Source organism: Mesorhizobium sp. USDA 3734, from assembly GCF_056279665.1.
Window position 1 is genome coordinate 2,461,636 of the sequence record NZ_JBWCCW010000001.1, and the last position, 26,665, is coordinate 2,488,300.

22 protein-coding genes are annotated in these 26,665 nt (G+C 63.6%); 10 read left to right on the plus strand and 12 right to left on the minus strand.

From position 1 onward, the window contains the following. Positions 1-4 precede the first annotated feature (4 nt). The 3 genes from ACZ89F_RS11750 to ACZ89F_RS11760 form a co-directional block, all read right to left on the minus strand. Positions 5-2,575 (minus strand): GcvT family protein, encoded by a 2,571-nt coding sequence (locus tag ACZ89F_RS11750; protein WP_476092043.1) that lies wholly within the window; start codon positions 2,573-2,575, stop codon positions 5-7. Then, positions 2,575-3,057, minus strand: coding sequence for an endonuclease domain-containing protein (locus ACZ89F_RS11755; protein WP_476092045.1), 483 nt, complete (start codon positions 3,055-3,057; stop codon positions 2,575-2,577). Before ACZ89F_RS11755 ends, ACZ89F_RS11750 begins: the two co-directional genes overlap by 1 nt. A 135-nt stretch (positions 3,058-3,192) precedes the next feature. After that, complete coding sequence (locus ACZ89F_RS11760; protein ID WP_476092047.1) at positions 3,193-4,770, minus strand: trimethylamine methyltransferase family protein; 1,578 nt, start codon at positions 4,768-4,770, stop codon at positions 3,193-3,195. 260 nt (positions 4,771-5,030) lie between these two features. Between ACZ89F_RS11760 and ACZ89F_RS11765 the strand changes: the two genes are divergently transcribed. The 7 genes from ACZ89F_RS11765 to ACZ89F_RS11795 all read left to right on the plus strand — a co-directional run bounded on the left by ACZ89F_RS11765 (position 5,031) and on the right by ACZ89F_RS11795 (position 15,130). Continuing rightward, the gene (locus tag ACZ89F_RS11765; protein WP_476097267.1) at positions 5,031-6,206 is read left to right on the plus strand and encodes an MFS transporter; all 1,176 of its coding nucleotides are present in this window, start codon (positions 5,031-5,033) and stop codon (positions 6,204-6,206) included. Positions 6,207-6,317: 111 nt separating this feature from the next. After that, positions 6,318-7,490 (plus strand): MFS transporter, encoded by a 1,173-nt coding sequence (locus ACZ89F_RS11770; RefSeq protein WP_476092049.1) that lies wholly within the window; start codon positions 6,318-6,320, stop codon positions 7,488-7,490. Positions 7,491-7,563: 73 nt separating this feature from the next. Beyond that, a complete protein-coding gene (locus ACZ89F_RS11775; RefSeq protein WP_476092051.1) occupies positions 7,564-9,636 on the plus strand; it encodes a prolyl oligopeptidase family serine peptidase in 2,073 nt (690 codons plus the stop codon). Between the two features lie 248 nt (positions 9,637-9,884). Beyond that, a complete protein-coding gene (locus tag ACZ89F_RS11780; RefSeq protein WP_476092053.1) occupies positions 9,885-11,264 on the plus strand; it encodes an aspartate aminotransferase family protein in 1,380 nt (459 codons plus the stop codon). Positions 11,265-11,406: 142 nt separating this feature from the next. Further along, positions 11,407-11,772: a hypothetical protein gene (locus ACZ89F_RS11785; protein ID WP_476092055.1), complete on the plus strand. Its 366-nt coding sequence runs from the start codon at positions 11,407-11,409 to the stop codon at positions 11,770-11,772. Positions 11,773-11,854: 82 nt separating this feature from the next. Beyond that, positions 11,855-12,499: a cytochrome c oxidase assembly factor Coa1 family protein gene (locus tag ACZ89F_RS11790; RefSeq protein ID WP_476092057.1), complete on the plus strand. Its 645-nt coding sequence runs from the start codon at positions 11,855-11,857 to the stop codon at positions 12,497-12,499. A gap of 192 nt (positions 12,500-12,691) precedes the next feature. Next, the gene (locus ACZ89F_RS11795; protein ID WP_476092059.1) at positions 12,692-15,130 is read left to right on the plus strand and encodes a GcvT family protein; all 2,439 of its coding nucleotides are present in this window, start codon (positions 12,692-12,694) and stop codon (positions 15,128-15,130) included. Positions 15,131-15,444: 314 nt separating this feature from the next. On the opposite strand, the gene mmsB is transcribed toward ACZ89F_RS11795, so the two are convergent. Next, positions 15,445-16,329, minus strand: a complete 885-nt coding sequence (gene mmsB / locus ACZ89F_RS11800) for a 3-hydroxyisobutyrate dehydrogenase (protein ID WP_476092061.1) — start codon at positions 16,327-16,329, stop codon at positions 15,445-15,447. Positions 16,330-16,355: 26 nt separating this feature from the next. Continuing rightward, positions 16,356-17,522 (minus strand): isobutyryl-CoA dehydrogenase, encoded by a 1,167-nt coding sequence (locus tag ACZ89F_RS11805; RefSeq protein ID WP_476092062.1) that lies wholly within the window; start codon positions 17,520-17,522, stop codon positions 16,356-16,358. A 138-nt stretch (positions 17,523-17,660) separates the two neighbouring features. Here ACZ89F_RS11805 and ACZ89F_RS11810 point away from each other — a divergent pair, with 138 nt between their 5' ends. Next, positions 17,661-18,275 (plus strand): dimethylsulfonioproprionate lyase family protein, encoded by a 615-nt coding sequence (locus ACZ89F_RS11810; RefSeq protein ID WP_476092064.1) that lies wholly within the window; start codon positions 17,661-17,663, stop codon positions 18,273-18,275. After that, positions 18,275-19,750, plus strand: coding sequence for a cobyric acid synthase (locus tag ACZ89F_RS11815; protein ID WP_476092066.1), 1,476 nt, complete (start codon positions 18,275-18,277; stop codon positions 19,748-19,750). The genes ACZ89F_RS11810 and ACZ89F_RS11815 overlap by 1 nt, the downstream gene beginning before the upstream one ends. A gap of 263 nt (positions 19,751-20,013) precedes the next feature. On the opposite strand, the gene ACZ89F_RS11820 is transcribed toward ACZ89F_RS11815, so the two are convergent. The 4 genes from ACZ89F_RS11820 to ACZ89F_RS11835 all read right to left on the minus strand — a co-directional run bounded on the left by ACZ89F_RS11820 (position 20,014) and on the right by ACZ89F_RS11835 (position 22,503). Continuing rightward, positions 20,014-20,433 carry a VOC family protein gene (locus ACZ89F_RS11820; RefSeq protein WP_476092068.1) on the minus strand — a complete coding sequence of 140 codons (420 nt, stop codon included), beginning with the start codon at positions 20,431-20,433 and terminating at the stop codon, positions 20,014-20,016. Positions 20,434-20,560: 127 nt separating this feature from the next. Continuing rightward, positions 20,561-21,391 carry a helix-turn-helix domain-containing protein gene (locus ACZ89F_RS11825; RefSeq protein ID WP_476092070.1) on the minus strand — a complete coding sequence of 277 codons (831 nt, stop codon included), beginning with the start codon at positions 21,389-21,391 and terminating at the stop codon, positions 20,561-20,563. Positions 21,392-21,493: 102 nt separating this feature from the next. After that, the gene (locus ACZ89F_RS11830; protein WP_023812274.1) at positions 21,494-21,664 is read right to left on the minus strand and encodes a hypothetical protein; all 171 of its coding nucleotides are present in this window, start codon (positions 21,662-21,664) and stop codon (positions 21,494-21,496) included. Positions 21,665-21,717: 53 nt separating this feature from the next. Then, complete coding sequence (locus ACZ89F_RS11835; protein ID WP_476092072.1) at positions 21,718-22,503, minus strand: TSUP family transporter; 786 nt, start codon at positions 22,501-22,503, stop codon at positions 21,718-21,720. A gap of 150 nt (positions 22,504-22,653) precedes the next feature. Here ACZ89F_RS11835 and ACZ89F_RS11840 point away from each other — a divergent pair, with 150 nt between their 5' ends. Beyond that, a complete protein-coding gene (locus ACZ89F_RS11840) occupies positions 22,654-23,085 on the plus strand; it encodes a TerB family tellurite resistance protein (RefSeq protein WP_476092074.1) in 432 nt (143 codons plus the stop codon). 117 nt (positions 23,086-23,202) lie between these two features. Here the strand turns inward: ACZ89F_RS11840 and ACZ89F_RS11845 are convergent, their stop codons facing one another. From ACZ89F_RS11845 to ACZ89F_RS11855, 3 genes are read right to left on the minus strand one after another with little or no spacing between them, the layout of a single operon-like run. Next, positions 23,203-24,825, minus strand: a complete 1,623-nt coding sequence (locus ACZ89F_RS11845; RefSeq protein ID WP_476092075.1) for an ABC transporter ATP-binding protein — start codon at positions 24,823-24,825, stop codon at positions 23,203-23,205. Then, on the minus strand, positions 24,822-25,691 hold the full coding sequence (locus ACZ89F_RS11850) for an ABC transporter permease (protein WP_476092076.1): 870 nt from the start codon (positions 25,689-25,691) through the stop codon (positions 24,822-24,824). The genes ACZ89F_RS11845 and ACZ89F_RS11850 overlap by 4 nt, the downstream gene beginning before the upstream one ends. Continuing rightward, positions 25,688-26,635, minus strand: a complete 948-nt coding sequence (locus tag ACZ89F_RS11855; RefSeq protein ID WP_476092077.1) for an ABC transporter permease — start codon at positions 26,633-26,635, stop codon at positions 25,688-25,690. Before ACZ89F_RS11855 ends, ACZ89F_RS11850 begins: the two co-directional genes overlap by 4 nt. Between the last annotated feature and the right edge of the window lie 30 nt (positions 26,636-26,665).

A 26,665-nucleotide genomic window follows, 5' to 3' on the forward strand; every position in this document is an offset into this window, starting at 1 on the left:
AACCTCAGGTTCGCATCTTCTCGCCGCTCGGGTCGAAAGGCGCTTCGACATTGATGCGGGCCGGTCGGCGGTGTCCGAGGATCTCGATCTCGAACAGCCCGGCACTTTCGTCCTCGGCAAGAGCCGCCGGCACATAGCCCTGCGCCATCGATTTCCTCACATAGTGGGCATAGCCGCCCGACGTGACCCAGCCAACCACGCGCCAGTCGCCGTCGACGATACCGCGCACGGCGGAAGCGCCTTCGGCCGCCTTAGAGCCACGTACTTCCTTGCCACTCTTGTCAAAGCGCGGCGCGCCATAGCCATGTGGCTTTTCCACCGTGCCGTAGTCCTTGCTGACCTTGGCCCAGATCGGCTCGTCGCCCATCACATCGGCGTCGGCGGCATCGACGATGAAGGAGACGCGGCGCAGTTTTGGTCCTTCCGCCTGCTCCTTGGCGGCAGCCTCGCGACCGATGAAGTCGTTCTTCTCGAGCTTGATGAAGCGATCCATCGCGCCTTCGAACGGTCCGTAGATCGGCCGCAATTCGCGGAACCAGGTCGGAAAATTCTTTTCGAGGCGCATGGAGAGCAGAGCGCGCATGCCGAAATCGACGAGGCCGAACTCCTCGCCGGCGTTCTTGATCGCCTGATAGACGAGGCGCTGGTATGCCGGCGCCATCCAGATTTCGTAGCCGAGATCGCCGGTGTAGGTGATGCGGTTGACCAGGCACGGCGCGCCGCCGACCGCCATCTCGCGGAAATCCATGAAGCGGAAGGATTTGGTCGAGATGTCGACGTCGACCAGCTTCTGCAGCAAGTCGCGTGACTTCGGTCCGGCGATCGAAAGTCCCACAAGAGTCTGGTCGAAACGGTGGATGCGCACCGACCCGTCCTTCGGCAGATGCTTCTCGAACCAGCGCATGTGGTATTTCTGCGCCGCCGACGAGCCCCAGATCATGAAGCGGTCTTCTGCTGCCTTGGCGATGGTGAAGTCGCCGATCAGCTTGCCGAATTCGTTGAGCATCGGCGTCAGAACGATGCGGCCGGTCTTCGGCATGCGGTTGGTCATCAGCCGGTTGAGGAAATCCTCGGCCGCAGGTCCCGACACTTCGTATTTGGCGAAGTTGGCGATCTCGGTGACGCCGACACGCTCGCGCGTGGCGCGCACTTCCTCGCCGATCGGCCCGAAGTCGTTGGAGCGGTGGAAGGAGACGATATCCTTCGGTTCCTTGCCCTTCGGTGCGAACCAGAGCGGCGTTTCGAGACCCCACGAGTCGCCCATGACGGCATTGTTGGCCAGCATCGTGTCGTAGAGCGGCGTGGTCTGCGCCGGGCGTGCGGCCGGCAGTTCCTCATTGGGAAAGCGGATGGAGAAGCGGCGCGAATAGTTTTCGCGCACCTTGGCGTTGGTGTAGCGCAGGCCGGCCCATTCGCCGAAGCGGGTGACATCCATGCCCCAGACGTCGAAGCCGGGATCGCCATGCACCATCCAGTTCGACAAAGCGAGGCCGACGCCGCCGCCCTGGCTGAAGCCGGCCATGACGGCACAGGCGCACCAGAAATTGGTCAGGCCCTGCACCGGGCCGACCAGAGGGTTGCCGTCGAGCGCGAAGGTGAAGGGGCCGTTGATGATCTGCTTGATGCCGGCCTTCTCGATGCCGGGGAAATGCTTGAAGCCGATTTCGAGCGACGGCGCGATGCGGTCGAGGTCCGGCGGCAGCAATTCGTGACCGAAATCCCACGGCGTGTTGACCGGCGACCACGGCTTGCAGGCCTTCTCATAGGTGCCGAGCAGGATGCCGTTGCGCTCCTGGCGGGTGTAGATCTCGCCCTTGAAGTCGAGCACGCCGATCATTTCGCGGCCGGTCGACTTGTTGAATTCCTCGACCTCGGGCATTGGCTCGGTCAAGAGATACATGTGCTCCATGGCCAGCACCGGCAGTTCGACGCCGACCATCCGGCCGATCTCGCGCGCCCATAGGCCGCCGCAGTTGACGACATGCTCGGCCTTTACCGTGCCCTTTTCGGTGACGACGTTCCAGGTGCCGTCGACCTCCTGCGTCAGTTCGACGACACGGTTGCGCAGCACGATCTCGGCGCCGAGTTTTTTCGCCGCCTTGGAATAGGCGATGGTGGTGCCTGAAGGATCGAGATGGCCTTCGACCGGGTCCCACATGGCGCCGACGAAATTGGTCTCGTCCATCAGCGGAAACATCGCCTTGGCTTCGGACGGGGTGATCAGTTCGGTGTCCATGCCGAGATAGCGGCCCTTGGCGTGGGCAAGGCGCAGGAAATCCATGCGCTCGGGCGTATCGGCCATCATTACGCCGCCGGTCAAATGCAGCGAGCACGACTGGCCGGATATTTCCTCTATCTCCTTGTAGAGCTGCACCGTATAGGCCTGCAGCTTGGCGACGTTGGGATCACCGTTCAGCGTGTGGAAGCCGCCCGCCGCATGCCAGGACGAGCCGGAGGTCAGCTCCGAGCGCTCGATCAGCATGATGTCGGTCCAGCCGGCCTTGGCCAGGTGATAGAGAACCGAGCAGCCGACGACGCCGCCGCCGATGACAACCGCTTTTACGTGAGATTTCATCAAGATAGATCCGTTTTTGAAGAGATTGAATCGGGTGAGCGCTGCGCGAAGACAAAGCGGAGGTCGGAGACTGCGACGTTTTCGGCCAGCCTGCCATCAAGCGCGGCAAGAATGGCTTCACAGACGGAAGTACGATGTTTCAGGACATCATGGCTCCAGACACGCAGGATCGAATAGCCTTGGGCGCGCATGAAGTCGTCGCGGCGGCGGTCATAGGAATTGTCTGCGTGTTGGTGTCCATCGAGTTCGACGACGAGCCATTTTTCGCGGCAGGCGAAGTCTGCAAAAAATGGGCCGATGGAGAACTGACGCGTAAAACGATAGCCGCCGAGCTTGCGCGCCTTTAGCTCAAGCCAAAGCAAGGCTTCCGCTTGATTGCCTGCTTGCCGAAGGTTACGCGCACGGTGGGTTGTGCCTGTCTTGCGGCGACTGCGGGTTTGACCAGCGGCTTCCCCCACTCCGTCGCCGCTTCGCGGCGCCACCTCTCCCCCCTCCGGAGGGAGAGGAAGGGAGCCAGCCGGCGTAAGTTCACGCCTTTCCTCTCCCCCGTCGATCGGGGGAGAGGTGGCGAGCGCAGCTCGACGGAGTGGGGGTCGACTGTTCATCAACAACATTGATCAAAAATCGGTTGGCGCGCCGCCCTCGGACCGGCGCTTGTCGACGAAGGCGTTGAGTTCCTCGCGGATGGCCGGGTCCATATAGGGCTCTTCGTAGGACGCAAGCCGTTCCTTCCAGACCTTGTTGGCCTTTTCGAGCGCCGTCGGCGAGCCGGCTTCCGCCCAGGTCTCGTAATTGCGCCAATCGGACAGGATCGGCGAGTAGAAGGCGGTCTTGTAGCGGTCCTGTGTGTGCTGGGTGCCGAAGAAATGGCCGCCCGGGCCGACCGACTGGATGGCGTCGAAGCCGAGCGCCTCCTCGGAAAGGTCGAGCGGGGTCAGGAATTCGGCCACCATCTGCAGCAGGTCGATGTCCAGAATGGTCTTCTCGTAGGAGCAGCGCAGGCCGCCTTCGAGCCAGCCGGCGGCATGCATCATCAGATTGCCGCCACCCTGGATGGCGCCCCACAGCGAGAACACGCTTTCATAAGCCGCCTGCGCGTCGACCGTGTTGGCGGCGCAGGTGTTGGAGGTGCGGTAGGGGATGTTGTAGCGGCGGGCAAGCTGGCCACCGACCAGCTGTGCCTTCATGTATTCCGGTGTGCCGAAGGCCGGCGAACCGGACTTCATGTCGACATTGGAGGTGAAGCCGCCATAGCCGACGGGGGCGCCCTTGCGCACCATCTGGGCGAAGGCGATGCCGGACAGCGCTTCGGCGTTCTGCTGCACCAGCGCGCCGGCAATGGTGACCGGCGCCATGGCGCCCGACAGCGTGAACGGCGTCACGACGACGACCTGGCCCTTGCTCGACATCTGGATGATGCCTTCCATCATCGGCACATCGAGCTTGAGCGGCGAATTGGTGTTGATGATGGTGAAGACGGACGGTTCTTCGAGCATCTGCTCGTGGCTGATGCCGCGCGCGATCCTGGCGATCTCGATGCCGTCGACATTGCGCTCCTTGCCGAGCGAATAGATGTGGAACACCTTGTCGGTGAGCACGCTGAGATCGCGGATGCATTCGAGGTGGCGGACGGACGGATGGATGTCGGTCGGCTCGACCGGATAGCCGCCCGTACAGTTCAGGATATTGTGCATCTGCGCGAGCTTGAGGAAGTTGCGGTAGTCCTGCTGGTTGCCGGGCCGGCGACCGCGATCGATGTCGGAGCAATTGGGCGCCGATGCCATCATCGAGATAATCACATTGTTGCCGCCGAAGCGCACATTGTGCGCGGGGTTGCGGGCATGGATGGTGAACTCCGACGGGCAGTGCGACACAAGTTCGAGGATCATGTCGCTGTCGAAGCGCACCCGCTCGCTGCCCTCGCGTACGTCGGCGCCATGCGCCTTCATGATGCTGCGTGCTTCGTCATGCAGCACGTCGACGCCGATTTCCCGCAGAACGCGCAAGGAAGCGAGGTGGATCGATTCCAGCTCGTCGTCGGAGACCAGCCTGGTCGGCGTCAGCGGGTTCTTCAGCTGGCGAAAAGCCGGCTGCTCGAACGCGGCCGAGCCGCCGGCGCGCTTTCCGGCGCGGCCGCCGCGACGGGCGCGGTCGGTGGCCAGTGCCGGTTCCGAGGGTTGTAGGGCGGCGGTCATGATGGTCCTCGTACGATGCGATAGCGGGCGGCATAATGGACCGGCGGCTGTCCAGCCATTGCGGAGGCGGCGACCACTAGGGCGAGGGAAGCGACATGCCGGAACGGCAGCTGTGCGACCACGGCATCGGCTTGATCCCACCACCCCGTTGGCGCAAGCGGATTTCGCCGTCCGGCCCTTCCTTTGCTCGGATCGAACCACTAGCTAGTCGGGCTTGCTGGCCAGGAGAGCCAGCGCTTCACATGGATGACAGAATCAGCATGGTCGCGACCGGCTCGAGCGAAGGCGAAGCGGGAACGCAATGGGCAGCGCTTGCCGGTGTCACCGCGGCACTTGCCATGTTCGGCGCGGCGCAAGGGCTGAGCTCGCCCCTGTTCACGCTGCTGATGCAGAAGCAAGGCATGTCGCCGGCGCTGGTCGGCCTGTCGGCGGCAATGATGCCGCTCGGCCTGATCCTGTCGGCCTCCTTCGTGCCGGCGGCGGTGCGGTGGGTCGGCGCGCGCAACCTGGCGGTCGGCTGCTCGCTGATCGGCGCGCTCTGCTTCCTGGGCATCGGCTATCTGCAGGACTGGGTGGCCTGGTTCGTCATCCGCTTCATCATCGGCGTGGTCATCAACCCGCTCTACATCCTTGGCGAGGTGTGGGCGCTGTCGCTGGCGCCGCCGTCGCGGCGCGGCAGGGTGATGGGCGTGTTCAACACGTTGCTGGGCGCCGGTTACGCGACCGGGCCATTCGCGCTGACCCTGCTGGGCACGTCGGGCTGGGCGCCCTTCCTGGTCGGTGTCGCCGGCTTCACGCTCTGCGCGGTGATCCTGCACGCCGTCTCGTCAAAGCTGACCGGTTTCGAGGATGACGGCCAGTCTGCGAGCGGCCTAGTCGGCTTTGCCAAAATGGCGCCGGCGCTGCTGCTTGCCGTGCTGGTCTCGGCGGCGGTCCAGCAGAGCACCTATGCGTTGGTTCCGGTCTTCGGCGCCAGTTACGGTCTGGCGGAAGCGGTGCTGGCCTTGCTGGTGATGGCGCTTTCCCTGGGCAACATCCTGCTGCAGATTCCACTCGGCCTCTTGGCGGAGCGTTTTGGTGGCCGTGCCATGATCATCGTCTGTGCGTTGGCAACGAGCGCCTGCGCGCTTTTGCTGCCGCTGCTGATCATGACGCCGCTGATCTGGGTCGTGCTGCTGGTGATGGGCGCGGTCGGCTACGGCGTCTACACCATGGCGCTGGTCGAACTCGGCAGCCGGTTCAAGGGCTCGGTGCTGGTCGCCGGCAACGCTGCCTTCGCGCTGATGTGGGGCGCAGGCGGCATCGTCGGCCCGCCCGGCGCCGGCCTGCTCATGCAAGGCATCGGCCCGCTCGGCCTGCCGGTCGTGATCGCCGGCCTCGACGCTGTGCTGGTGGTGTTCGCGCTGTATCGCTCGTCGGTGCGCCGAGCTTCCTGACAGGCCCAGCTTCCTGACAAGCATTGTCTGGAACATGCGGTTTTCGCCCGCCGGGTACTTACCACCATCCAACTCAATCGCTAATCCTGCAGCCCGATGGCGGTGCACACAATGACTCTGGCCGAATCGAACGACGATGAGACGATGCAATGGGCCGCGATTACCGGTGTGATCGCGACCGTCTCGGTGTTCGCCATCGCGCAGGGGCTGTCCTATCCGCTGTTGAGCTTCATTTTGCAGCGCCAGGGTGTTTCTCCGGCGATGATCGGCCTGTCGGCGGCGATGACGCCGGTCGGCTTCATCCTGTCGTCACCGCTGATCCCGGCGCTGGCGCGGCGGTTCGGGGCAGGACGCACGGCGCTTACCTGTGCGGCTCTGTCCGCAATCGTGCTGGCGCTGATCGGCTGGACGCAGAATGTCTATCTGTGGTTTCCGCTGCGCTTCCTGATCGGCGTGGTGACCAATCCGCTCTACGTGCTGAGCGAGATCTGGGTGATTGCGCTGGCGCCGCCGGCGCGGCGCGGCCGCGTCATGGGCGTCTATACGACGATCATCTCGGCCGGCTTCGCGGCCGGGCCGCTTTGCCTGCTTGCCGTCGGCACTGAGGGCTGGCCGCCCTTCCTCGTCGGCATTTTCGCCTTCGTGCTGTGCGGCATCTGCCTGGCCTTGGTGCTGCCGCGCTTGCCAAAGGTCGACAAGGCCGGGCATCAGGTTTCCGTCCTTGGCTTCGTGCCGCTGGCCTGGCTGCTTTTGTTTGCCGTCATGGTGACCGGCGGCTTCGAAACGGGAGCGCTGGCGCTGCTGCCTGTCTATGGCACCCATCACGGCATCACTGAAACCCGCATGTCGGCGCTGCTGTCGGTGATGATTGCCGGCAACATCGCCATGCAGGTGCCGCTCGGCCTGCTGGCGGAGAGGCTTTCCGCGCGCCTGGTGCGGCTTGCCTGCGTCGCGATCACGGTGCTCGGCTGCCTGCTTCTGCCGCTTCTCATCGAGACGCCGCTGATCTGGCCGATGATCTTTGTCTGGGGCGCTGTCTCTTACGGCATCTACACGATGTCGATCATCGAACTCGGCGAGCGCTTCACCGGCTCGACACTGGTCGCCGGCAATGCCGCCTTTTCCTTGATGTGGGGCGTCGGCGGTATCGCGGTGCCGCCGCTGGCGGGCACCGCCATGGATATCCTGGGCGCGAGAGGTTTGCCGATCACGCTCGGTCTGATGTGTCTAGCGCTGGCGATCGCGAGCCTGGTTTGTCGGCGGAAAGCCTCAATCGTGCGCTGAACATATTGAATATCGGACACAGCATATCGATGTTGGCAGTGCCAAGAAAAGCGACACGTTTATCGGAGACCTCATGACCAAACCCGCCACCAAGACGCCAAATTCCGCTCCTTCGACCGACGATCCGTTTCTCTGGCTGGAGGACAGGACTGCCAAGCAGTCGCTCGACTGGGTGCATCGCCAGAACGAGGTCACGGTTGGCGAACTGCAGGGGGATCCGTCCTATCAGGCGTCGTTCCAGACCGCGCTCGACCTGATGACGGCGGAGGACAACATCGCTGTCGGCGCCGCCATTGCCGGCCATGTCTATAATTTCTGGCAGGACAAGACCAATGTGCTCGGCCTCTGGCGCCGCACAACGGTCGCTTCCTACAAGACCGAGAAGCCCGACTGGGAAACGATCGTCGACTTCGACCAGCTTGCGGCGAAGGAGGGGATCAAATGGGTGTTCAGCGGCGCCAGCCGGCTCTATCCGGACTTCAACCTTTGCCTGGTCTCGATGTCGCCGGATGGCGGCGACGCCAGCGAGATGCGCGAATTCGACATCGAAACCAAATCGTTCGTAGAAGATGGGTTTCACGCGCGGGCTTCCAAGTCGGGCTTCAGCTGGCTGGACAAGGATACCGTGATTGTTTCCGCCGCGTTCGAAGAGTCCGACAAGACCGACTCCGGTTATCCGCGTGTGATCAAGCTCTGGAAGCGCGGCACCAAGCTTGAAGACGCGACACCGATCTTCGAGGCGCAGAAGGAGGATCTCGCCGTTGGTGCCGCCGTCGAGTTCGATGGCGACAGACGCTATCTGATCCTGGCCCGGACGCTGAATTTCTTCGCGTCGCACATCTTCCTGCGGCTACCTTCCGGCGAAAACAAACAGCTGCCGCTGCCGGACGACATGACCGATACGGCAATCTTCAGGGATCAGCTCGTCTTCGGCGTGCGTAGCCCATGGACGGCGCCCGACGGCACGGTTTGCAAGCCTGATGGCCTCTATTCGCTGGATCTGGCGCACTGGGTCGAGACCGGCGCGCTCGGACCTGTGGAAACCTTGTTCGAGCCGGCATATCGCGTGTCCATCGCCGGCATTGCCCGCACGCAGGACCGGCTGTTCATCAACCTGATGGACAATGTGCGCGGCAAGGTCGTCGTCTGCGAGCGCAAGGATGGCAGTTGGTCGCTGAAACCGGTCGCGCTGCCCGAAAACGGTAATGTCGGCATCAGCCATGCCGAGCATTTCGGCTCGACCGTCTCCTTCTCCTTCACCGATTTCCTGACGCCGAGTTCGATCATCTGGTCTGACGACAATGGCGAGACGCTCGCTACCGTGAAGTCGCAGCCGGCGCGTTTCGATGCCTCGCCGCTGATCTCGGAACAGTTCGAGGCGCGCTCGAAGGACGGCACGATGATCCCCTATTTCGTCGTCAGGCGGCGCGACCAGAAAGGTCCGGTGCCGACGCTGCTCTATGGCTATGGCGGTTTCGAAGTGCCGCTGCTGCCCGGCTATGCCGGCGTGCGCGGCCGCTTGTGGCTGGAGAAGGGCAATGCCTATGTGCAAGCCTGCATCCGCGGCGGCGGCGAGTTTGGCCCGGCCTGGCATCAGGCGGCGCTCAAGGGCAATCGCCAGAACGGATTCGACGATTTCGCCGCGGTTGCGCAGGATGTCGTTCGACGCGGGATTGCGACAGCAGCCTCGCTCGGCATCCAGGGCGGTTCGAATGGCGGCCTGCTGACGGGCGTTTCGCTGACGCAGCATCCCGAGCTGTTCGGCGCCGTCATCATCGAGGTGCCGCTGCTCGACATGCTGCGCTACACCGAATTGCCGCCCGGCGCTTCATGGATGGCCGAATATGGCGATCCGTCGAAACCGGAAGACGCGAAGTGGCTTTCAGCCTACTCGCCCTATCAGCATGTCGACGCCGATGCGGCCTATCCGCCGGTGCTGCTGACGACGTCAACCGCTGACGACCGGGTCCATCCCGGCCATGCGCGCAAGATGGCCGCACGCCTGCAGGAAGCCGGTCATGCCAAGACGATGTTCTTCGAGGAGACCGAGGGCGGGCATGGCGGCCGGGGCGACCGCCGGCCGCAGGCGGCGCAAACGGCGATGAAATATGTCTTCCTCCAAAGGGCGCTGGCCGGGAAGGCATAACCGGAGGAGGGAAGCATTGCCGACGCAAAGGGTGGTTCACCTCGACCGCCCTTTGCTCTAAGGTGCCTTCCATGGCTCTCGCTAGACTATCAGCTCGTGCATTTCGGGTCGCGGTGACACCGTCATCGCGCACGCTGCGCGCCGAGCTTTTGCGGCTGTGCGCCCGCATCGGCTATTCGCCACCTGTCTGCCTCTGACGCATTCGCCCCGGCCTGGGCCGGATAGAAGCCAGAGGAAAGATCAGATTCATGACCTATCAGAATTATTCGCTGAAGCAGCTTCAGCAGATCGACGCCGCGCATCATCTCCATCCGTTCACCGACCACAAGGAACTGCGCGAAGCCGGTTCGCGCATCATCACCCATGCCAATGGGCCGTTCATCTACGATTCCGAAGGGGCCGAAATCCTCGACGGCATGGCGGGGCTGTGGTGTGTCAACATCGGCTATGGCCGTGACGAACTGGCCGAGGCTGCCTATGCGCAGATGAAGGAGCTGCCTTACTACAACTCCTTCTTCAAATGCTCGACCCCGACGCCGGTGCTGCTGTCCAAGAAACTGGCGGAGATCGCACCGAAGCACGTCAACCAGGTGTTCTACGGCTCGTCCGGTTCGGAAGCCAACGACACCGCGCTGCGTCTCGTGCGCCACTACTGGGTGCTGGAGGGCAAGCCGGAGAAGAACCGCATCATCTCGCGCAAGATGGCTTATCACGGCTCGACCGTTGCCGGCACGTCGCTCGGCGGCATGGACGGCATGCACAAGCAGCTCGGCGGCGCGGTGCCCAACATCGTCCATGTCATGATGCCCTATGCCTATGAGCTGGCTCTGGCCGGCGAAAGCGATCATGATTTCGGCCTGCGCGCCGCAAAGGCCGTGGAGGATGCCATTCTCGAAGCCGGCGCCGACAAGGTCGCCGCTTTCATCGGCGAGCCGGTGATGGGGGCGGGCGGCGTGAAGATCCCGCCGGCCAGCTACTGGCCTGAGGTGCAGCGCATCTGCCGCAAATATGATGTCCTGCTGATGCTGGACGAGGTCATCACCGGCTATGGCCGCACCGGCGAGTGGTTCGCTGCGCAGACGCTCGGCATCGAGCCCGACACGATCACCACGGCCAAGGCGCTGACCTCGGGCTATCAGCCGCTGTCGGCATTGCTGGTCGGCGACCGCATCGCCTCGACGCTGGTCGAGAAGGGCGGCGAGTTCAATCACGGCTACACCTATTCCGGACACCCGGTGGCCTGCGCCGTGGCGCTGAAGAACCTCGAGATCATCGAGCGGGAAGGGCTGGTCGATCGCGTCCGGAACGATACCGGCCCTTACTTCGCTAAGGCGTTGCAGGAGCGCATTGCAGGGCATGACCTGGTCGGCGAAGTGCGCTCGATTGGACTGATGGGCGCGATCGAGATCGTCAAGGACAAGGCGACCAGGGAGCGCTTCCTGCCGGCTGGAAGTGCGGCGGTGATGTTGCGTGATCACGCGATCGCGCACGGCATGATGCTGCGCGCCACCGGCGATACGATGATCCTGTCGCCGCCGCTGATCTGGACTCGCGACACCATCGACATGGCCTGCGACCGCATCTCGAAGGCGCTGGATCTGGCGCAAGCCGATTTGCGCAAGCGGTAAGGCTCGGAACCTCGGCCGGGCGTTCCTGGTGGGAACGCCCGGCTTCCAGGTCCATGCTGAAGCGAAGAGGGAACGAATCCCATCCCCAGCGCGTAGTGTGTGGGGCAGCGGCTGATTCGGCTGCGACAAGGGGTTTGTTTTCATGAGAAAGACCGGCAAGAGCCGACGGACGCAAGAAGCGGCCAGCATCAGCGGCGACCTGATGCTGGCGCCGCTGGTGGCGATGATGCGGCTGCCGTTGATGGCCATGGATGGCGGGAGCAGCCAGCCATGGAGCACGGAGACCGCGCGTGCGGTGAACGAAAAGACCACCGCCATGGCCGAAGGCGCGTTTGCGGCGCAAATGTCTTTCCTGCAGTCGGCATCGCGTTTCTGGCCGGAAGTCTTTTCCGGCCGCACGCCGTCGCTGTTCAACGGTGTCGCCGCGGAACGCTCGATCAGCGCCGCGCTGAAGCCGGCAAGCCGTACCGTGAAAGCGAATTTTCGCCGGCTGTCCAACAAGACCTGACCGAGGTTGCAGAACTTTGATTTTGCGCATCGAGGAGCGCATGCGCTAGAACCAGTCGGTGCAGTTACCGATGGGGGACACGATGGCCGGACAACCGCTCAACCAGCCGGCTGAAATTCCAGCCGAACTCGACCGCTGGAACTGGGGCGCCTTCTTCCTCAACTGGATCTGGGGCATCGGCAACAGCACCTTCATCGCGCTGCTGGCGCTGATCCCTGTCGTCAACATCATCATGATCATCGTGCTTGGTGCGCGCGGCAGTCGCTGGGCGTGGCAAAACCGCGCCTGGCGCGACGCGGAACAGTTTCGCAAGACGCAACGCAACTGGGCAATCGCCGGGCTTGCCGTCTGGGTGGTCGGGATCGGCGGCTGCGCAACGATGGTCGGCAGCATCCCCTACGTCCTGAAAGGCAGCGATGCCTACCACATGACGATGGACCGGCTTCGCGCCGACGACCGCGTCAAGGCGGCGCTGGGTGATGATTTGGCCGACAGTTTCTGGGTCGGTGGCCATCTCAATGTCAATGCGAATGGGGCGGGCGACGCCCAGTTCAGCATTCCGGTCCACGGCGCCAAGGGAAAGGGCACTGCCTACTCAACCGCTGTCCGCACAGCCGGCACATGGAGCCTGCGCCTGCTGGTCGTCAGGGTCGAGGGAGCCGATGCACCGATCGTGCTGATCAACGAAGATCATGTCCCGATCCCGAATGCGGCAATCGGAATATAGCAGGGCAAAACGCAAAATCGCGGCCTATAGGCGGCGCGACGGCTGACGGTTCGGCTGGCTTTGTGGCCCAACACGCGGGTGACCTCTGCTGCGTTCCCCTCAAGGAAAAGTGCTGAAAAACCAGAGGCCGTCTGACAGTATGCGGACGCGTTCATGTGGACCGGTGGCAATTTCATACAAGGGCACGCGCATATGGTGAGTTCTGTTCGTGCGGTCGTGGTCGGTGGCGGCTGTGTGGGTGCCGGCATTCTCTACGGCCTGGCAAAGCGCGGCTGGACCGATGTGGCGCTGCTGGAGCGAACACAGCTTACGGCCGGGTCGACATGGCATGCCGCGGGGCTCATCCCCTCTTACGCACGCAGCCGCAATGTCGGCCGCATGATCGTCAGGTCGATTGAGATCTATGAGGGCCTGGAGGCGGAGACGGGCCAGAACGTCGGCTGGCACAAATGCGGCCAACTGCGCATTGCCAATACGCGCGACAGGCTGGACGAGTACAAAAGCTATATGGACGTCGCCGAGGTCCAGGGTGTGCGGGCCCGGATCGTCTCGCCCGCGGAGGCGCGAGAGATCTGGCCGCTGCTCGACAACAACAGCATGCTGGGTGCCCTCTACCATCCCGATGACGGCCACATTGCACCGGCTGATGTCACCCAGGCCATGGCCAAGGGTGCACGCGACCTTGGCGCGAAGATCCATCTTGATACCGAGGTTGTGGGTTTCGAACGGATGCCGAGCGGCGAGTGGAGGGTCAGGACCTCACGCGGTGACATCGTCTGTGAACATGTCATCCTTGCGACCGGCAATTACGCACGCCAGACAGGCGCCATGCTGGGCCTGGACATTCCCGCGATCCCGATCCTGCATCAGTACTGGATCACCGAGGCGGTTCCCGAAATTGTGGAACGCAAACGGCTTGGTCTTCCGGAGATGCCGATCCTCAGGGACGAGGGTTACGAGGGCTATCTGCGCGAAGAGGGGGACGGGCTGATGTTCGGTCCCTATGAGCGTACCGAACAGCTCAAGCTGTTCGCCGAAAACGGCGTCCCGGAATGGTTCGGCGCCGATCTGCTCGATGAGGATTTCGATGCCGTTTCCTGGAATTGGGAGCGCGCGACCGAGTTGGTTCCCGCGCTCGGACGCGCCGGCATCAAGCGGAACGTGCGCGGGCCTTTCCAGATGACAGCCGACGAACTGCCACTGATGGGGCAGGCGTGGGGCCTGGAGAATGTCTGGCTCGCCGAAGGGGTGCCGGGAGGCATCCTTTGGGGCGGTGCAATTGGCTACTACCTCTCCGAACGGATCGTGGAGGGTGGCAACAGCATCGACACGGCGGAGCTGGATCCCCGCCGGTTCGGCCAATATGCCAATAAGAACTGGACCCGGGCAAAGGTCCGGGAAGCTTGGGGCACTCACGCCGCACAGCATTATCCAGGCCAGGACATGCCAGCGGCGCGACCGCAGAAAACGGCCCCGTCCTATGACCGTCTAAGCCAGCTCGGCGCGGTATGGGATGTGTTGAACGGCTGGGAGATGCCGAGCTGGTTTGCGCCCGCGGGTGTCGAAGCGCGCAATTTCTACAGCTGGCGCTGGACCTCCAAAGGGAACCACGTCGCCGCGGAGGTCCAGGCGGTCCGCCAGGCCGCTGGCTTGGTCGAGATGACACCAATGACCAAGTTCGAGGTCAGCGGACCGGGCGCCGAGGGCTGGCTCGACGGGATCCTGGCCAACAGACTGCCGCGACCCGGTCGTGTCGCTCTTGCCCATCACCTGACGCCGGCCGGCGGTGTGCAGGCCGAGTATGTGGTGGCGCGGCTGCGGAGCGATCTGTTCTACCTCATATCGACGCCGCGCGCCGAGCGCTGGAACCTTGACGATCTCGGCCGGCTGTTGCCGAAGGACGGCAGCGTGCATCTGCGCAACGTCACCGAGGATCGCGGCAGCTTCACGGTGGTTGGGCCGAAGGCGCGCGACATATTGCAGCCGCTGACGGAGATCGACCTCTCCAACGAGGCCTTCCCATGGTTCAGCGTGCAGTCCGGCACCGTCGGCATGGCCAGCGATGTGCGACTGCTGCGCGTCAATTATTCGGGCGAACTGGGATGGGAACTCTATCATCCACTCTGCTATCAGCGGCATTTGCTGGATGCACTTCTCGTATCGGGAGAGGCGCACGGGCTGAGGCTGGTCGGACTTCAAGCGCTGGAATCGCTTCGTCTCGATAAATCCTACCGTGCCATGTATCGCGATATGAACCTCGAACTGTCTGCCTGGGAAAGCGGTCTCGACCGCTTCGTCAGCCTCGACAAGGGGGACTTCATCGGCCGCGCGGCATTGGCCGCAAAACAGAAGCAGGGAACGGCACGCCGGATCGCCACGCTGTCGATCGACACCGACGGCGCGAGCGCGTTCGCTTTCGAGGGAGTTTACCGCGAAGGCGAGCTCGTCGGCCACGTCACTTCGGCAGGCTACTCCTATACTTTTGGTCACGACATCGCACTTGCGCTGCTGCCTCTGGAGCTTGTGTCGCCCGGCACCGAGCTCGAGGTATCCATCCTCGGCGAGCGCCGCACGGCAACAGTGATCGCCGACTCGCCCTATGATCCGGAAGGCGCCCGCGGGCGCATGTGAGGCATCCCGGAGTATAGTTGCCCGGGTTTGTCTATGGTCTCAAAGCGCGCCGCAGGGCAAAACGCAAAAACCGCGCTCCATCGGAACGCGGCTTTGCCAGATACGCATGGCGCTTCGCTACTCGAACACTTTGCGAAACTTACGGGCTCCGGTACGCGAGACCTGATCCGGAGCGCCGGGCGGATGCGATATGTCCGCCTCGCAATCCGTTTTATAGGGACATCGTTACCGGGGGGTTATCGAGAGCTTAAGCAAATCTAAATTTGCATTTTTTCTGCCGAAGAAAATCGGAAAAAGTCCACCAAATCCGTTGGTTACGCTGGGTAACCCCTTAGAAAATTAATTATGCCGGAGAAATCCGTGCCGCCATGTCCCTGGGCGTTGAACAAGGCATAGAGCTGGGCTGCTTCGGCGCCAAGTGGCGTCACGGCGCCGGCACTTTGCGCGGCTTCCTGGGACAACTTCAGGTCTTTCAGCATCAGTGCCGCTGCAAATCCTGGGTTGTAGTCCCTGTTTGCGGGCGAAGTCGGCACCGGGCCGGGCACCGGGCAATAGGTGGTCAAGGACCAGCATTGGCCGGAGGAGGTCGAGGCGACGTCGAACAGCGCCTGATGCGACAGGCCGAGCTTTTCGGCCAGGACGAAGGCTTCGGCGACGCCGATCATCGAGATGCCAAGGATCATGTTGTTGCAGATCTTTGCCGCCTGGCCGGCGCCGTCGCCGCCGCAATGGACGATGCGGCCGGCCATCGGTTTCAGGATCGGCTCGGCAGCAGTGAAGGCATCGCCGGAGCCTCCGGCCATGAAGGTCAGCGTGCCGGCGGCAGCACCGCCGGTGCCGCCCGAGACGGGCGCATCGATGGACAGCAGGCCGTGTTTGGCGGCAATGGCATGCGCCTTGCGCGCCGATTCGACGTCGATGGTCGAGGAATCGATGAACAGCGCGCCTTTTTTCGCCTTGGGCGCGATGTCCTCATAGACCGACAGCACATGCTTGCCCGCAGGCAGCATGGTGATCACCACGTCGGCATCCTTCACCGCGGCCGGCCCGTTGGCCATGATGACGACGCCATGCTCGCGCGCGACGGTCAAATTCTCTGGCATCAGGTCGAAGCCATGCACGGCATGACCGGCCTTGACCAGGTTGGCGGCCATCGGATTGCCCATATTGCCAAGGCCGATGAAGGCGATCGTCGTCATTGTCTCTCTCCCGGAGTTTGCTGGCTTCAGCGGCCGATCAGGGCGCGCGCAATGATGACGCGCATGATCTCGTTGGTGCCTTCGAGAATCTGGTGAACACGCAGGTCCCGCACCAGCTTCTCGATGCCGTAGTCGTGCAGGTAGCCGTAGCCGCCGAGCAGTTGCAGCGCATCGTTGGCGACATTGAAGCCGGTATCGGTGACGAAGCGCTTGGCCATCGCCGACCATTTGCCGGCATCCGGCGCCTTGCGGTCGAGCTTGGAGGCGGCGGCATAGAGGAAGATGCGCGCTGCCTGCAGCTCGGTCTCCATGTCGGCCAGCCTGAACTGCAAAGCCTGGAACTGGTTGATCTTCGAGCCGAAGGCCTTGCGCTCGGCGGTATAGGAAAGGGCCTTGTCGAGCGCCGACTGCGCGCCGCCCAGCGAACAGGCGGCGATGTTCAGCCGGCCGCCGTCGAGCCCGGCCATGGCAATGCCGAAGCCCGCACCTTCGCCGGACAAAAGGTTCTCCGCCGGCACCTTGCAATCCTCGAAGATGACCTGGCGGGTCGACTGCATGTGCCAGCCCATCTTGTGCTCGTTGGCGCCGAACGAGAGGCCTGGTGCATCTTTCGGCACGACGATGGTGGAAATGCCTTTCGGCCCGTCAGCGCCGGTGCGCACCATGACGGCATAGACATCGCTATCGCCGGCGCCGGAGATGAACTGCTTGGTGCCGTTGAGGACATAGTCACCGCCGCTCTTGACCGCACGCGTTTTCAGCGCCGCGGCATCGGAACCGGAGCCGGGCTCGGTCAGGCAGTAGCTCGCCAGCCATTCCATCGAGGTGAGCTTCGGCAGGAAGTGCTGACGCTGCTCGTCATTGCCGAAACGGTCGATCATCGAGGCCACCATGTTGTGGATCGAGATGAAGGACGAAAAAGCCGGATCGGCGTGCGACAACGCCTCGAAGATCAGGACGGCATCGAGCCGGCCAAGCGCCGAACCGCCGACATCGTCCCTGATATAGATGCCGCCGAGCCCGAGCGGCCCGGTCTCGCGGATCACGTCGGCCGGGAAATGCTTGTTGCGGTCCCAATCGAGCGCATTCGGCGCGACGCGGTCGGCGGCGAAGGCCTGCGCCATCTCCTGGATGGCGCGCTGTTCCTCGTTGAGCTCGAACTGGCTGGTGCTCGCATCGACCGCGGCGTCCATGGCGTGCTCCCTAATATCTTCGACCTGTTGGCCTGTCGTTTTTGGCTTTGCGCGCGCACCAATCTAGACCAATGATGCCGCCGCGCAACCCGATCCCCTGCGGAGCGGCTGTGCACCAATGCATGTCCGGAGCAAGATGTGACGACAAAATTCGATGACCTGCTGGGCCGGTTCCACGCATACCTTGCATCCGTCGATCACGCCCTGGTGCGCGATGCCGTGGCCCGGATCGACTGGGACATGCCGGCCCGCACGCTGGAGCCGCACCCGCTTGCCTGCCTGCGCCATCTCGATCGCGCCGCCGAACTGGCGCCGCCGGATGCCAGGCCGCTGGTGCAACTGCTTGCCGAGCGTCGGAATGATTTCCGCTGGGGGCAGACCTATGGGGAGGCGGACTTTGGAAAAGAGTTCATCGACAATTACGGCTGGCTGGAAGTGTTCGGCACCCGAGGCCACTTCGCCAATGACGCGGCCGCCGCCGGCCTGCTTATCCTTGGACCAGATATCGTCTATCCCGACCACCATCACCTTGCCGAGGAAATCTACATTCCGCTGACCGGCGGCACCCAGTGGCGCATGGGCGAGAGCGGCTTTTGCTTGCGCACAGCCGGCGAGGTCGTCCACCACGCGTCCAACGTCAATCATGCGATGCGTACCGGCAAAGAGCCGTTGCTGGCGCTCTACATCTGGCGCGGCGGGCCGCTGGCGCAGAAATCCGATATCACCGGAACCGTGACGCAGGGCAGTGGCTGATGGCCAAAGCGATCATGCTGCAGGGCACGGGTTCCGATGTCGGCAAGACGGTGCTGGTCGCCGGCCTCTGCCGCGCGGCAAAAAAGCGTGGCCTGAAGGTGCGGCCATTCAAGCCGCAGAACATGTCGAACAACGCCGCTGTCGCCGACATACCGGGCGACAACAATGCCGGCGGCGGTGAGATCGGCCGCGCGCAATGGCTGCAGGCGATCGCTTGCGGCGTGGCGCCATCAGTCCACATGAACCCGGTGTTGCTCAAGCCGCAGACCGATGTCGGCGCGCAGGTCATCGTGCAGGGCAAGGTGTTCGGCGAGGCGCGGGCGCGCGACTACCAGGCGATGAAGGGCCGGCTGATGGACGCCGTGCTGGACTCCTGGGGCAAGGTCGGCGAGGGCGCCGATCTGGTCATCGTCGAGGGCGCCGGCTCGCCGGCCGAGATCAACCTTCGTAGCCGCGACATTGCCAATATGGGCTTTGCCACACGTGCCGACGTGCCGGTGGTGCTGGTCGGCGACATCGATCGCGGCGGCGTCATCGCTTCGGTGGCCGGCACGCATCTGATCCTGCCGGAGGAGGACCGGCGCATGATCGTCGGCTACCTCATCAACAAGTTTCGTGGCGACGTTTCGCTGTTCGACGACGGCATCAGGTCGATCGAGACATTCACGGGCTGGCGCTGTTTTGGCGTCGTACCATGGCTGAAGGCGGCGGCGCGCTTGCCTTCGGAAGATTCGGTGGTGCTGGAGCGGCTGGCTTCCGGCGAGACGCGCGCGCTGAAGGTGGCCGTGCCGGTGCTTGGCCGTATCGCCAATTTCGACGATCTCGACCCGCTCAAGGCCGAACCGCAGGTCGAGGTGGTGTTCGTGCCGCCGGGAAAACCGCTGCCCGCCGATGCCGGGCTGGTGGTCATTCCAGGCTCGAAGTCGACGATCGGCGATCTCCTGAAATTCCGCGAGAACGGCTGGGATCGCGACCTTCTTGCCCATCGCAAACGTGGCGGCCATGTCGTCGGCATTTGCGGCGGCTTCCAGATGCTGGGCCGCATGGTGCGCGATCCCGACGGCATCGAAGGCAGCGTCACCGAGGCCGAGGGGCTTGGCCTGCTCGACGTCGAAACGGTGATGGAACCGGAAAAGACAGTGCGCAATGTCAGTGCCCGCTCGGTGCCGTTCGACCTGCCGCTCGAAGGCTACGAAATCCATCTCGGCCGCACCACCGGGCCAGATACGCTGCGGCCGTCGGCAATCATCAATGGCGTCGAGGACGGGGCGGTGTCGGCCGACGGCAAGGTGATCGGCACCTATATGCACGGCCTGTTTGGCGCCGACGGCTTTCGCGGGAAATTCCTCGAAAGCCTCGGCATCAAGGGCGGGGGCGTCGACTACCGGGCCGAAGTCGAGCGGGCGCTGGACGAGGTCGCAGCGGAGTTGGAGACCCATCTCGACTGCGACGCGATCTTTGCGTTGGCTCGGTAATTTCGGCGCAGGCGATTAGCAAGACCGCCTATCGCTTCGTCATCCACGGGCGGAGCAAGGAGCGTAGCGACGCGGCGCAGACCCGAGGATCCATGCCCCGACTTCCGCGCGCTGCTGCGGTGCAGAATTCTGCTCCGTTGCACCCAGAGTCAAGGTCACGGCATGGATACCAGGGTCTCCGCGACGGAGCTTCGCTCCTGCTTCGCCCTGGTATGACGAAGTTGGGGGCCTTCGCCAACCGGCAATCCTGGCGATTGAAGCGCTCAGCCCTTATCCCCAGCCTTCGGCCAGTAGGTGCCAAACGACCAGACATTGCCTTCCGGGTCACGGCAGATGAACTCGCGGCTGCCATAGTCGCGGTTCGTCAATTCCTGGATGATCGTGGCGCCGGCCTTCCTGGCCTTGGCATAGGCGGCATCGGCATCATCGACGGCAATGTAGATCGACTTGCCGCCGCCTGTGCCGGGTTCGCCGACCATCTTGCCGTAGTCGTCGTCGCGCACCGTGCCCAGCATGATCATTGAGGAACCGAAAACCAGTTCGGCATGGTGCACGACATCGCCTTCGCCATAGCGGGCACGGACGCTGAAGCCGAAAGCCTCGCCCAGCCAGTCGATCATTTTTGCCGCGTTCCTGTAGCGTAGGGCGGGGTAGAGGCGGGGCGCTTCGGTGGTGGTGGTCATGGGAACTCCTTCAGTTGGGTTGGTCGATGAACCCTGTTTGTGCATGTCGTTGCCCCAAAACCGCTGCGCACTTTTGGGTGACATGCATCACTCTGTTCGAAGGCCGTTCCAGGGTCTTGAAGAAATGTTACCTGACTGAGAGTGCGGTCGGTGTCTCGCCGGCGAGGTCGCGGAATTCGCGCACCAGATGCGCCTGGTCGGCATAGCCGCAATCGGCGGCGATATCCGCCCAGTCGACAGTCTGCTGCCTCGACAGGCCGAGCGCACGGTTGAAGCGGACGATGCGCGACAGCGTTTTTGGGCCGATGCCGGTTGCGTCGGTGAACTTTCCGGCGAGATGTTTGCGGCTCCAGCCCAGTCTTTCGGCGATCGACGCAATGCGGGTCCGGCCGCCGGATGTGATGATGCGGTCATAGGCCCAGGCGATTTCGAGCGGCGTTTCCGCGGCATTCTCGAGACGGGCGGTGACGAAGGCTTCGGCGATGTCGAAACGCGTCGTCCAGTCCGGCACGTTGCCCAGGCGTTCACGCAGCGCCATGCCTTGCGCGCCAAGCACGTCGTCGAGGACGACCATGCTGTCGGCCAGTTCGCTCATCGGCAGGCGGAAGAAACGGCGTGCGCCAAGCGGCGTGAAGTTGACCTGGACGCAGCAGGCGCCGCCGAAGGATTCGATCACCACCGGTCCGGCATAGAGGCCTGCGGCGAAACTGGCGAAGCGGTCATTGTTATCAGGCGCTTTGCCGAGGCCGATCGCGAAGGGTTCGGCAAAGCTGATGACCAGCGGTACGATGAGCGACGCGTATTCGACGTTGCGCAGATGGCCGGGCGCTGTTTCGCGATAGCCGCAAATGTCTGACACAATGCCCTGAAGTCGAGGATTGGGCAGGCGCCGGCGCATCTCGAACCGCCCGGCGACGGAGCGGTCCTGCTCTTGCTGGGGTTGCATCTCGACTGGCATCGACCATCCTTGCGCCAAGTCAAATCTAGCAGACCCGGGGGCGGAATCAAAAGCGCCCGGCTTTTGGCCGGGCGCTCTTCGTCCCCACTTCAAGGGAAATGGTCAGGCGCCGCGCATCAAGCAGCCGCCGGCAAGCACGATGAAAGCAATAAGAACAATCCACACCGATGCGAGTGGAATGAACGCAAGAACGCCAAGCGCGGCGAGAACGCCGATGATGGCGATAACAACGGAGATAATAAAAACGATCTGGGTAGGTGCGCTAAGATTCATGTGTGGCTCCTTCCAACATGATTCGAACAGCGGCATTCTATCAGGGCGCATGATCACACACCAATCAAAGCCCGCAGCGGGTTCGCAGGGTCGGCCAACAGCTTCACCGCAAGCGCCAGGCACACGATCACCAGCAGCGGCTTGATCAGTTTTGCGCCGATGCGCATGGCCAGGCTGGCGCCGACGCGGGCGCCGAGGAACTGGGCAACGCCCATCATCAGGCCGATCTTCCAGTAGACGACGCCGAAGGCCGCGAAGACGATGAAGCCGCCGATGTTGGAGGCGAAATTGAGCAGCTTGGTATGCGCCGTCGCCTTGAGCACCCCGTAGCCGGCAAGTGCCACGAAAGCCAGCATGTAGAAGGAGCCGGCGCCTGGCCCAAACAGGCCATCGTAGAAGCCGATGGCGGGCACCAGGGTCAGTCCGAACAGGAACGGCGACAGGCGCTCGGCGCGATCGACATCGTTCATGTTGGGCTTGAACGCGAAGTAGAGCGCGATGGCGATCAGCACGAGGGGCAGGGCAGCCCGCAGAATGTCACCCGGCACGATTGTCGCCAGCAAGGCGCCGATGGCGCTCCCGACAAGGGCCAGAAGCGCCGACGGCAATTGCCGGCGCAGGTCGACATGACCCTTCGACGCGTAGTGAATGGTCGCCGACCCCGAGCCGAACATGCCTTGCAGTTTGTTGGTGGCGAGTGCCTGGACTGGCGTGAAGCCGGCAAGCAGCAGCGCCGGCACGGTGATCAGCCCGCCGCCGCCGGCGATCGAATCGACAAAGCCCGCGGCAAAGGCGGCAAAAGCAAGCATGGCGACGGTCTGGATGCTAAGGTCGATCATCTGATGTATGGAGGTGTCCGGCCGGCTGAAATATCGCGCGTTCGACCACGACCGCCCTGTTTGCGCAAGGTCGATTCCGCGCTACCTCTATCCAAGCGCATCGCGCTTGGATTTGTGTTTGTGTTTAGTTAACCCGGAAAGAGGCTCCTGATGGCATTCGCATTGCTGGACCAGATACGTCAGATCTTCGACGGCGACCCGGGCGTGCGCAAGGTGGCGGACGATCCGGTCCTGTCGGCGGAACTGCTGATGCTGTTTCGCATGATCCTGGCCGACGGATCGGTCAGCGAGAGCGAAATGGTTGCCTTCCGGCGCATCTGCAAGGACGCCTTCGGCATTGCCGAAACCAGCATCGACGCCGTCATCGAATATCTCAACGAGTTCGGCTACGAGACCAATGGCTCGCAGGCGATTGCATTGTTCCGCGACCTCGACATCGAACGGCGCAAGCAATTGGCCCAGCATATGGCGGAGATCGCCAAGGCGGATTCGCAACTGGCCGAGAGCGAGGTGCGCCTGCTGCGCCGCACGCTCGACCTGCTCGACATCAGCCCGGTCGATGCGGTGAAGCCGGAAGAGTAGGCGGGAACCAGGCTCGACGGCTGCCTTGCCGGGTCCCCGCTGCTCTGCAGCGTCCCGGCGTTCGCCGGCCTTTCATCGTGCCACTGGCACGATGAATTCGCTTCGCGAACCGGCTGCTCACCCTTGCTCCTGCATCCGCCGGGCGATCGCCCGGTGCAGATCAGGGGCTGCGGTGACAAGTGCCTTGGCCGCCTCCGACTGCGGGTGATCCAGCACCTCGTTTGTTTTGCCGCGTTCGACGATCTTGCCATCATGCATGACCAGCACCTCATCCGTGATGGCGCGGGCGACGGTCAGGTCGTGGGTGATGAAGAGGTAGGCGATGCCGAGCTTCTGGTTGAGCTCCGCGAACAGATCGAGGATCTGGGCTCGGATCGAGACATCGAGCGCCGAGACCGGCTCGTCGGCGACGACCAGTTTCGGGCGGGTAATGATGGCGCGTGCGATCGACAGGCGCTGGCGCTGGCCGCCCGAAAACTCGTGCGGGTATTTGTCCATGTCGCGCTGGTCGAGGCCGACTTCGTGCAGCGCATGCGCCACCATCTCGCGGCGCTCAGCGCGCGTCGGCTTTTTCTCCAGCACATGCAGGGGTTCAGCTACCAGTTTTTCCACCTTCTGGCGCGGGTCGAAGGATCCGTAGGGATCCTGGAAAACGACCTGCATGTCACGTCGCGCCGGCTTCAGTTCGGTTTCGCTCTTGCCGGTGATGGTCTCGCCGCGAAACCGGATCGTGCCTGATGTCGGTCGATCCAGCGCCAGGATCATGCGGGCGAGCGTTGACTTGCCGCAGCCGGAGCGGCCGACCAGCGCCACCGATTGGCCCGGCGCCATCGACAGCGAGACATCGTCGACGGCGCGGATACCAGGCGCGCGCTTGAACAGCGAGGTACGCCGGCCGGGATAGTTGCGGGTCACGCCCTCGACCCGAAGCAGGGGGTGGCCCGTCTCGATACCATGCGGCCTCGCGCGCGTCGGCACATGCATCGAGGCCTGCGCCAGTTGGCGCGTGTAGGGGTGGAGCTGTTCGGACAGCGTGCGTGCCGTGTCGCCGGCCTCCATCACCTCGCCGCGGCGCAGGATGGTGATGCGGTCGGCCATCTCGGTCACCACGGCGAGGTCATGCGAAATCAGGAGCAGGCCCATGCGGTTTTCGGCGACGAGATCGCGCAAAAGGTCGAGGATCTGTGCCTGCAGCACCACGTCGAGCGCCGTCGTCGGCTCGTCGGCGATCAGCAGCTTCGGCTTCAGCGCGCAAGCGATGGCGATGACCACGCGCTGGCGCTGGCCGCCCGACAGTTCGTGCGGATAGCGCGACATTGGGAATTTCGTTTCGGGCAGGCCGACACGGTCGAGCATCTTTCGCGCCCGGTCTTCGGCCTCGGCGCGGCTGGCCTTGGTGTGCCAGCGTATGCCTTCGGCAACCTGTTCGCCGATGGTCTTGACAGGGTTGAGCGCGGTCATCGGCTCCTGGAACACCATGCCGATGTCGTCGCCGCGCAGCGCGCACATCTGGTCCTCGGTTGCCGCCAGGATGTCGATGCCGTCGAAAGCAACGCGCCCGGTGGCGCGCGCGGCATGGGGCAGAAGCTGCATCACCGTCAGCGCGGTCATCGACTTGCCCGAACCGGATTCGCCGACCAGCCCCATCACCTCACCGGGTGCGACGGAAAGCTCCATACCCTTGAGGATCTGCGTGTCGCCGATGGTCAGCGACAGGTTCTCGATGTCGAGCAGGCTCATCGCTGCCGCCGCGATTTCGGATCGAGGATGTCGGCGATGCCGTCGCCCAGGAGGTTCAGCCCCAGCACGGCGACAACGATCGCCATGCCGGGAAAGATCGCCATCCATGGCGCCACCACCATGCGGGTCTGGGCGTCGAACAGCATGCGGCCCCAACTCGGCATTGGCGGTTGCGCACCCAGGCCCAGATAGGAAAGCCCGGTCTCGGCCAGGATGCCCAGCGCGAACTGGATGGTGCCTTGCACCAGGAGCAGGGTGGCGATGTTGGGCAGCACATGTTCGATGGATATCTGGGTACTGCTCTTGCCGGCGGCGCGCGCGGCGAGAATAAACTCGCGCGGCCAGATCGCCAGCGCGCCGGCCCGGGCGACACGGGCAAAGACCGGGATGTTGAAGATACCGATGGCGATGATGGCGTTGACGGCGCCCGGGCCGAAGATGGCGGTGATCATGATCGCCGACAGCAGAGCAGGGAAGGCGAAGACGAGGTCGTTCAGCCGCATCAGTGCCTCGTCGACGAGGCCGCCGCGTGCCGCGGCAAAGGCGCCGAGCGGCACGCCGACCCCCATGCCTATGCCGACCGCGACCAGCGCCACGGCAATCGAATTGCGGGCGCCGACCATGACCATCGACAGGATGTCGCGGCCGAAATGGTCGGTGCCGAACCAGTGCGCCAGCGAGGGCGCGTGTGTCTTGTCCGATATCACCAGTTTCGTGACGTCGTAGGGCGTCCACGCATAAGAGACGATTGCCATTGCCAGGATCAGCAAGGTGATGGCGAAACCGGCAACGAAGGCGGTATTCCTGAATGCCTTGGCCAGGATGCTGCGGAGCGTCTCCTCGGGAATGTCGGTATGCAGCGTCATTGCCGGCTTCTCAGGCGCGGATCGACGACCGCATAGGAAAGGTCGACGAGGAGGTTGACGGCAATGACGGCCGCGACCAGCAGCATGACGACGCTTTCAACGACGATCAGGTCGCGCTGGGTGATCGCCTGGAACACCAGCCGGCCGAGGCCGGGCAGATAAAACACATTCTCGATGATGATGGTGCCCGCAAGCAGGAAGGCGAACTGCAGGCCCAGAATGGTCAGCACCGGAATCATGGCGTTGCGCAGTGCATGCCGCCACAACACAGTGCGATAGGGCAGGCCTTTGGCACGGGCGGTGCGGATATAGTCTTCGTTCAGCACCTCGATCAGCGCCGAGCGGGTGACGCGCGCCAGGATCGCGGCCTGCGGCAAGGCAAGCGCCACCGCCGGCAGCAGCAGCGATTTCAAGGCTGGCCAGATGCCGGCACTCCAACCGGGAAAGCCGCCTGCAGGGACCAGCCGCAGCCAGACGGCGAAGACATAGATCAGCATCAGCGCGAACCAGAAATTGGGCACGGCGACGCCAAGCTGTGCGGCGCCCATGGAAATCGTATCGCCGGCCCGTCCACGGCGGCCGGCGGAAAACAGGCCGACGGGAATTGCGATGATGGTGGAGAGCGCAAGCGCAATCAGCGCCAGAGGCAGCGAGACGGCCAGCCGCTCGCGCACCAGGTCGATGACCGGCACCGAATAGGTGTAGGAGCGGCCGAAATCGAGGCTAAGCAGGCCGCCGGCCCAGTGCAGATAGCGCCAAGCCAGCGGCGCGTTGAGGCCCATCTGGTTGCGCAGCAATTCGACCTGATCGGCACTGGCGTTCAGGCCCAGCATCAGCCGCGCCGGGTCGCCGGGCAGGATCTCCAGCACGGCGAACACCACCATGGAAGCCAGCAACAGCGTGGCGAGCGCAATGGCGAGGCGCTTGAGGAGGTAGGCGGTCATGGAAGGTAGGGGACCGCTGTTTTGCCCAGT